At 45.5% G+C, this 14,894-nt stretch carries 6 protein-coding genes; all 6 read left to right on the top strand.

Annotated features, from left to right (window positions below):
* Window positions 1-284 precede the first annotated feature (284 nt).
* The 6 genes from HCG69_RS14085 (at window position 285) to HCG69_RS14060 (ending at window position 14,689) form a co-directional block, all read left to right on the top strand.
* The gene (locus HCG69_RS14085; protein WP_221650573.1) at window positions 285-2,990 is read left to right on the top strand and encodes a sugar-binding domain-containing protein; all 2,706 of its coding nucleotides are present in this window, start codon (window positions 285-287) and stop codon (window positions 2,988-2,990) included.
* A gap of 8 nt (window positions 2,991-2,998) precedes the next feature.
* Window positions 2,999-5,578: a glycoside hydrolase family 2 protein gene (locus HCG69_RS14080; protein ID WP_221650557.1), complete on the top strand. Its 2,580-nt coding sequence runs from the start codon at window positions 2,999-3,001 to the stop codon at window positions 5,576-5,578.
* Window positions 5,579-5,600: 22 nt separating this feature from the next.
* Entirely contained in the window at window positions 5,601-7,172 is a 1,572-nt protein-coding gene (locus HCG69_RS14075) for a glycoside hydrolase family 28 protein (protein ID WP_221650556.1), read from the top strand.
* An 84-nt stretch (window positions 7,173-7,256) separates the two neighbouring features.
* Window positions 7,257-8,420 carry a glycoside hydrolase family 88 protein gene (locus HCG69_RS14070; RefSeq protein ID WP_370634152.1) on the top strand — a complete coding sequence of 388 codons (1,164 nt, stop codon included), beginning with the start codon at window positions 7,257-7,259 and terminating at the stop codon, window positions 8,418-8,420.
* Window positions 8,421-8,430: 10 nt separating this feature from the next.
* Window positions 8,431-9,894, top strand: coding sequence for a glycoside hydrolase family 28 protein (locus HCG69_RS14065; RefSeq protein ID WP_221650554.1), 1,464 nt, complete (start codon window positions 8,431-8,433; stop codon window positions 9,892-9,894).
* A 10-nt stretch (window positions 9,895-9,904) separates the two neighbouring features.
* Entirely contained in the window at window positions 9,905-14,689 is a 4,785-nt protein-coding gene (locus tag HCG69_RS14060; RefSeq protein WP_221650553.1) for a family 78 glycoside hydrolase catalytic domain, read from the top strand.
* Window positions 14,690-14,894: the final 205 nt, after the last annotated feature.

Here is a 14,894-nt window from a genome sequence, read left to right as displayed (position 1 = left end):
GCTAAATGAGGACTTAAAAACTGTGTCGGGCTAAAAAACATACACATTAGGCGAGTATGAATACAGACAATTGATTATTTTTTACTAAAATAGCAGGCGGCCTTTTGAAAGAGTTAAAAACCAATTTTTTCTATACTGGCTCTAAGTGTTTGAGTATGCATATGTGCCAAAAGTGTATTTCTGGTGTACATGTCCGGTTTATATCTATATATGGCTAAAATGGGCATGTTGTATCCCTTATTCTTTGTCTACATTTGCTTTCAACAAATTAAGTAACAAGTATGATGAACAAGCTATTATGTTTTTTGCTATTATTTCTGTCTGTCTCTAACACAACACAAGGGAGTAATGTAAATTATGCCAGAAACACTGACAGGATTTGGTTGGATTCTAAGGAGGTCCATCAAGGGGAGTATATTTGGAAAATGAAGAAAGTGGATGAGGTGAAGGCTTCTGCCGGAGAAGTTTCGTCATTTGGATATAATACAAGTGACTGGCTTTCTGCTGTAGTTCCCGGAACGGTATTGAATTCTCTTGTTTACAATGAGAAGTATCCCGAACCTTATTATGGAGTAAATAACAAACTGGAGTCGGATAAAATCCCCGATATATCAAAGGTAGGACGTGAATTTTATACATATTGGTTTCGTACGGAGTTTGATGTTCCCGAGTCTTTCAAAGGGAAGACCATATGGTTACAACCGGATGGCATCAACTACCGGGCAGAAATATGGGTGAATGGCAATCTGCTGAGTACCATTAATGGTATGTTTATAAACGATTATATAAATGTGACGGATTTTGTGAAGACAGGAGGTAAGAATGTACTTGCCGTCAAAGTCTATCCGGTGGATGTACCGGGTACTACAATGTCTAAGCCCTGGGGAGCTGTCGGAGAATTCCATAATGGAGGTAACGGAAACATTGGTTTGAACACAACGATGCTGATGACTGTAGGTTGGGACTTTACCTTTATGGATGGTATCCGTGATCGGAATACAGGTATCTGGAAGAGTATCTCTTTGTATACCACGGGCACAGTGGCTTTACGTCATCCGTTCATTAAATCGGAATTGAAAAAGCCGGGGTATGATGTAGCACGCGAGACGATTTCTGTGGAAGTGAATAATCCTTTGAACTCTACGGATACGATTGATTGTGTGGTGAGAGGAGAGATTGTCGGTGAGAATATTATAGTAGAGAAGCCGCTTCGTATTCTGCGCGGTGAGGACAAAACGGTTACGTTTACTCCTGAGGAGTTTTCTCAGTTATGTATACAGAATCCCCGTTTATGGTGGCCGGTCAATAAAGGACCTCAGAATTTGTATGAACTGAAAATGACTGTTTCTGTGGATGGAGTGGTTTGCGATTCTGTTAAAACGCGGTTTGGTATCCGTGAAATTACTTCTGATACGAATACACCGGATAAATCACGCGTATTCTATGTAAATGGAAAACGTATCTTCATTCGTGGTACAAACTGGATTCCGGAAGCAATGCTTCGTGGTTCGGATGAACGTACTTATGCTGAATTGCGTTACACGAAGCAGTCCGGAATAAATCTGATTCGTTTTTGGGGCGGCGGTATTGCCGAATCTGATTATTTCTTTCAGCTTTGTGATGAATTCGGGTTACTCGTCTGGCAGGAATTCTGGATGACGGGAGATACACGCCATCCGCAGGATAAAGGAGTTTATTTAAGTAATGTGGAATCAACTGTGAAACGTATCCGCAATCACCCGGCTCTGGCCTATTACGTGGCTTCCAATGAAAGCTCGGAAGTGACGGGTACACGCGAATTACTGATGGAACTTGACGGAACACGCGGCTATCAGATGCAATCGGAGTGTGAAGGGGTACATGACGGAAGTCCATATAAGCAGGTGAACCCGATGCAGCATTATGAAAATACAGCCTCTCCCAGAGGTAGCCGTGTAGATGGTTTCAATCCTGAATATGGTGCTCCTACACTTCCTACGGTAGAGATATTGAGGGAGATGATGGATGAAAAAGATCTGTGGCCTATTAATAAAGAGGTGTGGGATTATCTGGATGGCAATGGTTTCCATCTGATGTCTACCATGTATAAAGACTTGGTAAATAACTACGGTGAGTCTTCTTCTATTGATGAATTTGCCCAGAAAGGTCAGTTTGTGGGAGCTATGAACTCAAAGAGTATCTGGGAAGTCTGGAACTATAACAAGCTGGATTATGGAGATCGTTTCTGCTCCGGATTGCTTTTCTGGTATCACAACTGTCCCGTACGTCAGGTCAGTGCCCGTATGTGGGACTGGTCTCTGGAGCCAACTGCATCTCTTTATCATACGGCAAATGCACTTGAACCGTTGCATGCACAGTTTGATTACCTCAAGAATACGGTATCTGTAGTCAATGACTATTATAAGCCTTTTGAGGGTTATACAGTAGTGGCACAGGTGTATGATATAAACAGTAAGAAAGTATTTGAAGAGTCTGCTAAGGTGAACTTACCGTCAGACGGAGTTGTGAATGATGCATTGACAATTCGTTTCCCGGAGGATATCTCACAAGTGCATTTTATTAAGCTCAGGCTGAAAGATGAAAAGGGAAAAGAAGTCTCTTCTAACTTCTACTGGCGTTCCAACGACAAATACGAAGGTAAGGAAACATTGACCGGTCCTACTTCTTCCGGTTTTGAAGATTTAGCTAAGCTGAAACAGGCAAAGCTTAATACCTCTTATAAAGTAAGAAAGACGGAGGATAAGTATTTCGTGGATATCACTTTGAAGAATACTTCCAATTCCATTGCTTTCTTCAATCAGTTGCAATTTCTGGATCAGGAACTCCGCCCGGTTCGCCCGTCATTCTATACAGACAATTTCTTTTCACTCATGCCGGGTGAAAGTAAATCTGTAACGATAGAGACTGCCGATAAGAATCTGCAGAATGCGCCGGTATTGGTTGTTAAAGGGTGGAATGTAGATAGAAAGCAGTTTAACCTGAAGAGATAAATTACCGGATGAAAATAAATAGAATCATAACGTTACTATTGGTTGCGATTCAGTTTTCAGTGATGGATGCCCGCCCCTTGCAACAATTTTTACACGAGGGGTGGAGTTTCCGTCAGGCAAGGGGTACAAACTGGTATCCGGCTACTGTCCCGGGAGTTGTTCATACCGATTTGTTGAACAACGGACTGATTGAGGATCCGTTTTATCGTTTGAACGAACGGGGCGTACAATGGGTGGACAAAGAAGACTGGATGTATCGTACCACTTTTGATGTGAGTCCGGAACTTCTTTCGAAAGAGAATATTATCTTACGTTTCGACGGATTGGATACCTATGCGGATGTTACTTTGAATGGAAAGAAGATTCTTTCTGCCGACAATATGTTCAGGGAGTGGCAGGCAGATGTCAGGTCTCTTTTGAAATTGAAAGACAACCAACTGGAAGTGTACCTGCATTCACCCATCAAGATAGCGATGCCTAAATGGGAGGCGGTTCCATTCCAGTATCGTAGTTCTAATGACCAATCGGAGAATGGAGGACTGTTTGATCGTAAAGTAGGGGTGTTTGTACGCAAAGCCGGTTATCATTTTGGTTGGGATTGGGGGCCGCGCCTGGTTACTTCGGGCATTTGGCGTCCGGTTACTCTTGAAGCCTGGAACGATGCCCGTATCAATGATGTGTTTTACAATCAGAAGGCGGTCACGGAGCGCGAAGCATCTATTGATGTAGTGGTAGAACTGCTGGCAGATAAAGAGGTGACGGCAGAACTGAAAGTGGTGAACTGCACGGATCATCGCACGGAAAACCGTAAGTCTGTGCATCTGACCAAAGGTTTGAATAAAGTGCCTGTATCGTTTACCATGAAGAAACCTAAACTATGGTGGACAAACGGGCTTGGAGAACCTTTCCTGTATGATATGGCTGTGACCCTGGATCTGAACGGGACGGAGGTCGATGTAAAAGAGCAGAAACTGGGAATTCGTTCGTTGAAAGTAATTACTGCCCCCGATCAATACGGAGAGAGTTTCTATTTCGAACTCAACGGGAAACCTCTTTTTGCCAAAGGCTCCAATTATATTCCTTGTGATAACTTTCTGCCCCGGGTTACGGATTCTATTTATGACAAGACAATCCGTGATGCGGTGGCTGCCAATATGAATATGCTTCGCGTATGGGGTGGGGGTATTTATGAGAACGACCTCTTTTACGAACTATGTGATGAGCAGGGCATTCTCGTATGGCAGGATTTCATGTTTGCTTGCAGCATGTTTCCGGCAGAAGGCGACTTACTGGAGAATATTCGCAGGGAAGCGATTGACAATGTACGCCGCCTGCGCAATCATGCATGTATTGCTTTGTGGTGTGGAAATAACGAATGCCTGGATGCCTGGTTCAACTGGAACTGGAAGCCGACTTATGACCGGCAGAATCCTGCCTATTCGGAACTTATATGGAAACAGTTTAAAGACCAGTATTTTGTGACACTTCCTCAGGTAGTCGAAGAATATCATCCGGGAGCATGTTACCGGAAGTCTTCTCCCTATTCGGATGATAAGGGGACTCGTAACCATACGGTGGGTGATATGCATTATTGGGAAGTGTGGCAGGGGTTTAAGCCCTTGTCGGAGTTTAACAAAGAGCGGAGTCGCTTTTTCAGTGAATACGGTTTCCAGTCGTTCCCGGAGTTTGAATCGATCAAACGCTATGCACCTCATGCCGGAGATTGGGAACTTACATCCGAAGTGATGATGGCCCACCAGCGCGGAGGAACAGCTGCCAATAAGCGGATCAACGACTTTCTGCTGACTGAATACCGTAAGCCGAAAGATTTCCGGGCATTCACCTATATGAGCCAGCTGCTTCAGGCGGATGCTATGAAGATGGCAATGGAAGCACACCGGCGGGATATGCCTTATTGCATGGGATCATTGGTATGGCAACACAATGATTGCTGGCCGGTGGCTTCATGGTCGAGCCGTGACTATTACGGACGCTGGAAGGCACAGCATTACTTTACAGTAAAGTCATTTGACGATATATTGGTGTCTCCGATAGAAAAGTCGAAAGGGTTATTAGAAGTTTATGCCGTATCCGACCGCCTGAAACAAACTTCCGGAACATTGACCGTCCGTGTTTTAAAACTGACCGGAGGTACGGTGAAACAAGTAGTGAAGAAGGTGAATGTGCCTGCCAATACGAGTACGCCTATATGGACGGGAGATATAGATGAACTGCTTGGGGGACTTTCGAGAACAGACGTTGTTGTGAATGTGAATTACAAAGACAAGGGCGGAAGAGAATATACCAACAACTGTTTTCTGGCGAAACAGAAAGACATGCGTTACCCGGAAGCCCGGATAAAGAAAGAGATCATCCCGGTTGAGGGAGGATATGAGGTTATTTTAAGCAGTGACGTCTTTGCCCGTGGGGTTTTTGTATCAATAGAAGGAGACACAGACAATTTTGTATCGGATAACTATATGGATTTGCTGCCGGGTGAAGCGGTGAAAGTGAGGGTAAACACCTCTTTAGCATCTTCTCCGTTTGCTGCAAATTTGAAGGTGGTTTCTTTCTCTGAAATGTATTAAGGTAAAAAGATTATTAAGAACTATGGTTAGAATTATTTTATTATGTGTACTAATGATAGGTAGTACGATGCTCCGTGCGGCAGAAGCCACGCAGGTAGTTACTTATCCGTTGGCCTCCTGCTATCAGCAGGGTGAGCAGCATACGCTTCGTGTCGGGGAGACGGAGGTTCCGGTACAGGCGTTTACTCCTATTTATGATTTTACTCACTTTTCGTTTTCGGGCAGACAAACGGTTACTATCACGGTGAACGAGGAAATCACGAATTATACGATTACTCCGCTTTCGTTAGGGCTGAAAGCTACGGTGGATGGTAATAAACTGTCGTTTGATATAGAAGGTTCCCGTTATCTGATTGTGAAGATCAATAATCTGAAGGAACTGGCCATTGCAGGAGACAATCTGGAAACCGAGGTACCCGATAGCGAAGGGGAGGGGATTTATAACATTCTTTCCAAACCGTACAAGGCAGATAAGAAAGGAAAGAAACCAAGTACGGTTGCTATTCAGACTGCCATTGACGATGCATGCAGCAACGGCGGTGGAATTGTATATGTGCCGGCCGGTTTGTATTATTGCGGTAATTTGATTTTGCGTAGCAATGTACATATCTATATGGAAGGGGGAGCCGTCATTCGGGGGACGGGAAACCCGAAGGACTATATCACCCATTACCGGAAAGAATCGTTGCAGATGGACGGCACCTGGTTTATCTATACGGACGAGAACACCTCTAATATAAAGATATACGGCCGTGGTACGATTGATGGTAATGGCTCTTACATGCGTAACCAGCATAAGTACCTGAATAACCTATTGATGCCTATGCAGTGCAGTGGTTTTACGGTGGATGGTATTACCTTTATCGACAGTGGTTTATGGGGTGTTATCCCTACTCGTTGTGATCATGTATTGTTGCAAAATACCAAGCATTATAATGAGAACGACAAGGATCATGAAGATGATTCAATCGACATTCAGGAATGCCAGCATGTGCTGGTGAGACATACCATTGCCATTGCAGAAGATGATACTTATTCTACTAAGACGTGGACCCACACTACTGATATTGCTGATAAGTGGTATGGTGATCCCGAACCGCTTGATGATGTAACTTTTGATGACTGCCTGGGATGGAGCCGCTGTGCTACGTTTAAACTTGGATTCGGTGTGGAGCAGGATCAGACGAACCTGCGTTTTGTGAACTCCACCTCTTATAAGAGTATGCGTGCCATCGCTGTCAATCATAAGTGGGGGAAAGGGATAGCCCGTAACGTTCTATTTGATAATATTGATATCGAGGGCTTCTGGCCCAGAGATAAGAACAATAGCCGTTGGCTGGAAATTTATCTGCAAGCCCCTGAGACGGTGGAAGATATTGTGATCCGTAATGTTCGGGTACGTGACAAAGGCAATACCCCTTCTATCATTAAAGGGTACGATGCAAAGCATCCGTTGAAGAATATTATATTGGAGAATATCTATATGTATGATCGCAACGTTCCGGCTTACAGCTTGGAAGAAATGAATATAACCGATGTGAATAAATATATTCGAAACCTGCAACTGATACAGACTTATCATGCCAGCCGGTAATAAATTGTACTTTTGTATTTTATAAACTACTAAGAACTAACAGAATAAACCATGAGAATATCAATAATCGTATTTGGAGCTGTTATGGCCTGCTTTTTGTCCGTTGGGAATTTGTGGGCTGCCACTCCTAAAGGAAAAGTGGATGTGGACAAAGCTTTGGAGAATGCAGGACGTCAATACCTGTTTATGAGAGATGAATTGAAAGGGACGGATCTGTTTCCGAAAACATACGATACAAAGAAACAGAAACCGGAGAACAGTTCGTCCAAATGGTGGTGCAGCGGTTTCTATCCGGGCACTCTGTTTTATCTGTATGAAGCAACCGGCAACAAAGAGTTGTGTGCAGAAGGAGAACGCATGTTGAAGTTATTGGAGCCCGAACAATATAATGTAAGCACGCATGATATTGGTTTTATGATGTATTGCAGTTATGGCAATGCCGACCGTATAGCACCAAAATCAGGGTATAAAGACATTATGGTCAATAGTGCCCGTTCGTTAATTTCCCGGTTTAGTCCCGTAGTGGGATGTATCAAATCTCACAATCGTAAGCCGAACGATTATGTGGTTATTATTGATAACATGATGAACCTGGAACTGCTGTTCTGGGCTGCCGAAGCTACGGGGGACAATACATTCCATGATATAGCGGTGAAACATGCCGATACTACTTTGAAGAATCACTTCAGGGCCGATAATAGTCTTTACCACGGTATTAATTACGATCCGAAAACCGGTGGTATCCAGAATTACCAGGGAGGGCAGGGTGCTTCGGAACAATCAGCATGGGCGCGTGGACAGGCTTGGGGATTGTATGGATATACAATGATGTATCGCTTTACGAAGGACCCTAAATACCTCGATCAGGCAGTCAAGATAGCCGAATTTGTACTGAATCATCCTAATATGCCGAAAGACCTGATTCCTTATTGGGATTATAATGCGCCCGGTATACCGGATGCATTGAGAGATGCTTCGGCAGCTGCCATCAACTGTGCGGGATTGCTCGAACTGTCTCAGTATTTGCCGGAGAAACAGGGAGATAAATATTTTAAAGCGGCCGAGAAGATACTACAGGTGTTATCTTCACCCGAATATACAGCAGAAGTGGGTACGAATGGCGGATTTATCCTGAAGCATTCTGTAGGCAATATGCCCGCAGGCACGGAGGTAGATGCACCTTTGACTTATGCTGACTATTATTATGTAGAAGCTCTGTGCCGATACAAGTCATTAACCAATAAATAAGATACTTGTCATGATAAACAAATGTAAGACAATACTACTGACAGCCTCTTTGCTGTTTTCGTCTACCCTTTTTGCGGTGACGATTGATATAACAAAACGTGGTGCCAAAGGAGATGGTGTTACGGATAATACGATGGTTATACAAAAAGCGGTGGATGAGTGTTCCGCAAAAGGTGGCGGTACTGTCCTTATCCCTTCCGGAACTTATCTGATACGTCCTATTGAACTCAAATCGAATGTGAATCTGCATTTTGACTTTGGTGCATTGTTTTTGGGTAGTACACGCCTGGCGGATTACGATCATGCCTTCCCCTATGAAGAGGGTTCTATGAATCAGTCCTCAGGATTACTGTTTGCACGTGGGCAAAAGAATATCTCGCTTACCGGTTTCGGAACCATAGACGGACAGGGAGGAAGTGAAACGTTCCAGTTCGGCAATGATGGAGACGGGGGGCCAAAACGTCCCAAACTTATTTATTTAGTGGAGTGCCAGGGGATTGTTGTGACGGATCTTACGTTACGCAATTCTGCTTATTGGGTACAGCACTATGAGCGATGTGAAGATGTAACTATCCGTGGACTGAAGGTATTCAGCCATTGCAATTATAACAATGACGGACTCGATATTGATGCAAAGAATGCAACAATATCCGATTGCTACATTGATGTGGAAGACGATGCCATTTGCTTTAAAAGTGATCATCCCGAGTTTTGCGAAAATATAACGGTGACTAATTGTGTGACGGCAAGTAATTGTAATGCTATCAAGTTTGGTACGGCTTCTCACGGAGGATATCGTAATATAGCTGTCTCCAATTGTGTGGTTCGCCGGGCTGCCGAAGACAACATACGTCATTGGAGCAAACAATTGGAACATATTTCTGCGGAGGTTACTGTGATTTCAGGAGTTGCCATTGAAATGGTAGATGGAGGAATTATTGATGGCATCACTGTGTCTAATATTTCTATGAGAGATGTACAGACACCTGTTTTTATCCGTTTAGGCGACCGGCACCGTACTTTCAGAAAAGAAGGCGGAGTGTTGAAGAACATCAATATCAGTGATATTGTAGCTACTGCCGAGAGCTTGATAGCTTGTTCGATAACCGGTGTTGAGAATTCTTTTGTAGAAAACGTATCTATTAATAATGTACAGGTGAGTTATCCCGGTGGTGGAACAACGGAGATGTTAATGTCTCCCGTTCCCGAGGAGGTTAGCAGTTATCCGGAAAACAGAATGTTTGGCAACACACTTCCAGCAGCCGGATTCTATGTACGCCATGCCCGGAATGTACGGTTTAATAATGTACGATTCTGTGCCAAACAGCCGGATGCACGTCCACTCTTCTTCTTAGACGATGTAGTAGGGGCTGAGTTCAATCAGTGCAAGGGTGCAGCCCCGGCGGATTCTAAATTCATAAGGACAGTACGGAGTTGTGACATTGTGGCGGATGGTAAATACCTGAGTAAATAAAGAGGCTGCTATGAGAAGATTATTAGTACTATTTTCTTTCGTAGGATTGCTCTTCTCCTCCTTCGCATTTGCGGGAGGAGATGTCAATGCACAAAAAGAACTGGACGAACTGACCCGGCGGCTGATTGCTTCGCATCTGGAAGGAGAGGTCGATGAGGAGGCAATAGGCCGCTTTATGGAGTCTATGCAATCGGATGGTAGTTTTCCGAAGATTGATTATGTCACTGTATTTGCCGGTTTCCCGGCAGGAACGCATCTGAAGCGTCTGAAAGCCATGGCTCATGCCTACCGCAAGCCGGGGAACAAATATTATAACTCGAAGAAACTGCTCAACAAAATACAATTGGGGTTTGAGTACTGGAACCGGATGCAGCCGAAGTCTAAAAACTGGTGGTTTATCGATATAGGGGCTCCCCAGGACTATATGGTGGCATTGATTCTGCTGAAAGATAAAATCAGTGAGAAGAAGTTGTTGCAATACTCCGCTTATCTGGAAGATCGCACGGGTAACCAGGGGCATAAAGGAAAGAACCGTACCTGGGTTTCGGATGTAACCATCCACAAAGGATGCATTGAGAACAATATGGAACTGGTGCGGATTGGATTTGAATCCATTGCTTCCACTATTAAGATTGTGCCCCGGCAAGGGGATGAAGGTATTAAGATAGACGGTAGTTTCCATCAGCATCGTCCGCAACTCTATTCGGGAGGGTATGGACTGTCGTTCATGGATGACCTGGTTTATTACATTCATCTGGTGAATGGTACTGCTTTTGCTGCTTATTTTACTCCGGAAAAAAGACAGATCCTTTCGGATGTTCTTTTGAACGGGCAGCGTCTCTTTGGGTATAGAAGTACGTTTGAATTTGGGGCAACCGGCCGCAACATCACTCGTAAAGGTGGGGTTAACAATGTTTCTGCCACAACATTGAGCCGTATGATACAGAACGACCCGGAGCATGCAGCCGAATACCAGGCATGGATAGAACATTTAGGAGGTGCACCGTTTCCGGTTCCCGGAAACAAGTACTTCTGGAAGTCGGATATCATGACGCAGCACGGTGCCAATTATTATCTGTCGGCAAAAGTACTTTCTACCCGTACCAACGGAACGGAAATGCTCAATAATGAGAATATGAAAGGATACAACCTGCCCTTAGGTGCTACCAATATATTGACCTCCGGAGAGGAGTATAAGAATATATTTCCACTTTGGAACTGGACCCGGATACCCGGCACTACGGCAGTCCAGCACCCCGATTCGGCGCGGCTTGCAGGGTATTTTTACGGTACGAATGCCTTTGCTGGTGGGGTTAGTTCCGGCAGGAACGGACTGATTGCTTATGAGCATGACTATCGGGGATTGCAGGCCAGGAAGGCATACTTTTTTCTGGACGATGTGTTACTTTGCTTAGGAGCAGGCATTACCTCCGATTCTCCGGAAGAGGCAGTTACTACCGTGAACCAATGTTACTTTTCAGGAGAGTTGACCGCTGGTACTGCCGCAGGTTCGGCTTCTTACAAAAAAGATGCATGGGTTGAGAATCCGCTATGGGTATACCATGACAGGGTAGGATATCTTTTCCCTATGGGTGGGAATGTTGGTGTCAGTAGTAAAACGCAGACGGGCTCATGGAGAGATATTAATATTGACGGAGACAAGCGTGTACTCTCAGCCGATATTTTTAACCTGTGGATAAATCATGGCAGAAAGGCTACGGATGCAACGTATGCCTACATGGTGGTACCCGATCAGTCGCTTGCCGATTTTGAGAGATTTGTTACGGATCACACTTATCGAATCATTAAAAACACGGCTGATATCCAGGCTGTGAAATTGGCAAAGGCACAGGCGTATGCCATTGTATTCTATACTCCGGGAACCGTAGATATGGGTGACGGACTGACGGTAGGTGCCGATAAGAAATCCATCGTCTATATAGAGAAGGTAGAGGACGGATTTAAAATATGGGTGGCCGATCCGCTTCATAGCCAAAAGGACGTTCATATCATGCTTAATGGGAGAGAGGTGACGATAGCCTTTCCGGACGGAGCAACTACAGGAAGTACTGCTACGGTAGATATTGCCTGGGTGGAACCTGCCGATTTACAATGCGAATATCTGAAGAATCCGTTAGGGTTGGATGTTCCCCGCCCGCGTTTGAGCTGGAAAATGGGAACTACCCTTACAACACGCGGACAAAAACAGACTGCTTATCAGATTCTGGTAGCAAGCAGCCGGGCACTGCTCGATAAGAATCAGGGCGACTTGTGGGATAGCGGACGGGTGGATTCAGGAGAATCGGTGAATATTGTGTATGACGGAAAACCGCTCGCTACCGGTCAAAAGTGTTTCTGGAAAGTTCGTTTAGTCGATGAACAAGGCAATTGGACATCGTGGAGTGAGCCTGCTACCTGGCAGATGGGCTTGTTTGCCGATGACTGGAAAGCCCGGTGGATAGGTAGTGCCGAAATGGAGTCTCAGAGTGTAGCTGGCCGGCCGGTAGACAATAAGATGCCCGATCCATGGTTCCGTAAGCGTTTTACGCTGACTGAAGCTCCGCAGGAGGCACTGATATATGTAGCCTCCATTGGCTACCATGAGTTGTATGTGAATGGGGAGAAGATAGGGGATGCCGTGCTTTCTCCTTCTGTGACGGATCATAAGTCGCGTGCCCGATTCATGACCTATGATATCGCTCCTTATCTGAAAGCCGGGGAGAATGTGCTTGCTTTGTGGTTAGGCACTTCCTGGTCCATATTCCCCGCTTATCAGCAGGAAGGCCGGCCGGCTATCCCGATGGCATTGGCACAGGCGGAAATTACTTTATCCTCCGGCCGGAAACTCCGGGTGGTGACAGATGACAGTTGGAAGACCCACGCAAGCTCCAATACCTTGATGGGATACTGGGATGCACATCATTTTGCAGGTGAGTTTCAGGATGCTTCTTTAGAGATAGAAGGATGGAATGAAACGGATTTTGATGATTCAGCCTGGGCAGGAGTAAAGGTATACCAGCCACAGATTGTTGTATCTGCCGATAAGACACAGCCCAATCGGCTGATGGAAGAGATCAGACCGCTTTCTGTCAAGGAGGTGAAACCGGGAGTGTACCGGGTGGATATGGGCATTAATTATGCCGGCTGGTTTGAAATGCAGCTTACCGGACAGCCGGGAGATTCAATCGTGTTCCGGTTCTCGGAAAGAGAGAAAGACGTTTGCAGTTACGGTATACATAGCATTTATAAAGTAGGCCCCGGTGGGAAGGGTACTTTCTGCAATCGCTTTAATTATATGACCGGACGCTGGGTTCAGATCACCGGTTTGCGCTCTGCACCGAAATTAGAGCAGATCCGTGGATGGATGATTCGTCCCGATTACCGGCAGGCATCCGGCTTTGAGTGTGATATGCCTCTGTTGAACGATCTTTATCGCACCACACTGTGGACTTTTGAGAATCTGAGCTTAGGTAATTTTGTTGTAGACTGCCCGCATCGGGAGCGCCGCGGATATGGTGGCGATGCATTGGCTACCACGCGTGCCGGCATGGACAATTATCAGTTGGCCGCTTTCTATACAAAGTGGATGGAAGACTGGCGGGATGTGCAGGCAGAAGACGGTAGTGTTCCGCATACGGCTCCAACCTATATCGGTGGCGGCGGCCCTTCATGGAGCGGATTCTGTATAACCCTTCCCTGGGAGATGTACCGGCAATATGGCGATGTGCGTGTTTTGTCAGAGAGCTTTTCTACTATTCAGCGCTGGCTCGATTTTGTGGAAACAAAATCCAAAGACAACATGCTGGTTCGCTGGGGAAGCAAGTGGAGCTTCTTAGGAGACTGGCTTTGGCCGGATGCCTGGACAGAACGCTCGGCTATGGAGAAACAGGGAAAAGCCTTGGGGGATACCCGGGAGACATTGTTCTTTAACAACTGCCACTGGATTTACAGCTTAGAGACGGCTGCCCGCATCGCGGATGTATTGGGAAATGAAACGGCGGCTACTGCCTGGCGTAAAAGAGCGGCGGAAGTGCGCAAAGCCGTGCATACTACTTTCTTCAACTCACGTGACAACAGCTATGTGAATGGATATCCTTCTTATCTGGCTATCGCCCTGATGGTGGATTTGCCTCCTGAGCATCTGAAAGCAAAGGTTTGGAAACATCTTGAGCAGGAGATACGCATCAATCGTAAAGGACATTTCTGGGGAGGTATTACGGCAGGTTCTTTCCTGTTCCATACTTTACTGGACAATCATCGGAACGACTTGATCTGCGAGATGGTTACCAAAGAAGATTTCCCGGGTTGGGGAGATATGCTTAAAAAAGGGAACGGCACTTTCTTTGAAGATTGGGAATGCAGAGGGTCTGCCTTGCATAGTTCTTATCTGTATATTGGCACCTGGTTTATTGAGGCATTGGGTGGTATTCAGCGTCCGGAAGCAGGATTCAGGGAGTTCGTCATAGCCCCCTGGATTAATGAAAAAGGACCGAAACAGGTACGCTCACACTACAACTCTATGTATGGTACCATCGTTTCCAACTGGACAGTACGGGAGAATGAACTGGATATCGAAGTGGTGATACCTGCCAATACCACAGCTCTTTTGAAGCTGCCGAATGTCCGTCTTGATTCTGTTAAAGAAGGAAGTATCGGATGGAAAGAGGCAAAGGGAGTACGTTTAGAGTCTCAGAAAAAGGATACGGTTACTTTCGCATTGGAGGCAGGAACCTATCACTTTTCAGCAATGATGTGCTTCCCGCATGGGGAGGTGCGTCAGGCGATGATTGAGTGAATGTAGTATAATATTACCATCTATGTGCGTCTCGGAATGCTAAATGATGTGTTTGTAATGTGCTGATAATCAGTAATTGTATAGCTCGTTTTCCTCCCCGGAGCCGAGCAGCTTCCTCCCCGGAGCCGAAGGGTCTTCTCCTCGGAGCCGAGGTACCCTCTCCCCGGAGCCGGGCATGACGTGCGGCTTCGGGGAAATGTTTTGT

The sequence above is a fragment of the Bacteroides sp. K03 genome (genome assembly GCF_019734355.1).
Taxonomy (GTDB): Bacteria; Bacteroidota; Bacteroidia; order Bacteroidales; family Bacteroidaceae; genus Bacteroides; species Bacteroides nordii.
The sequence above is the reverse complement of the archived record's forward strand: the minus strand, read 5'-3'. Positions and strand labels throughout refer to the sequence as shown.

Bases quoted from the DNA above. Each gene is read 5' to 3' on its own strand.
- HCG69_RS14070 (WP_370634152.1), top strand. From the start codon at position 7,257: ATGGCCTGCTTTTTGTCCGTTGGGAATTTGTGGGCTGCCACTCCTAAA.
- HCG69_RS14085 (WP_221650573.1), top strand. From the start codon at position 285: ATGAACAAGCTATTATGTTTTTTGCTATTATTTCTGTCTGTCTCTAAC.
- HCG69_RS14080 (WP_221650557.1), top strand. From the start codon at position 2,999: ATGAAAATAAATAGAATCATAACGTTACTATTGGTTGCGATTCAGTTT.
- HCG69_RS14065 (WP_221650554.1), top strand. From the start codon at position 8,431: ATGATAAACAAATGTAAGACAATACTACTGACAGCCTCTTTGCTGTTT.
- HCG69_RS14075 (WP_221650556.1), top strand. From the start codon at position 5,601: ATGGTTAGAATTATTTTATTATGTGTACTAATGATAGGTAGTACGATG.
- HCG69_RS14060 (WP_221650553.1), top strand. From the start codon at position 9,905: ATGAGAAGATTATTAGTACTATTTTCTTTCGTAGGATTGCTCTTCTCC.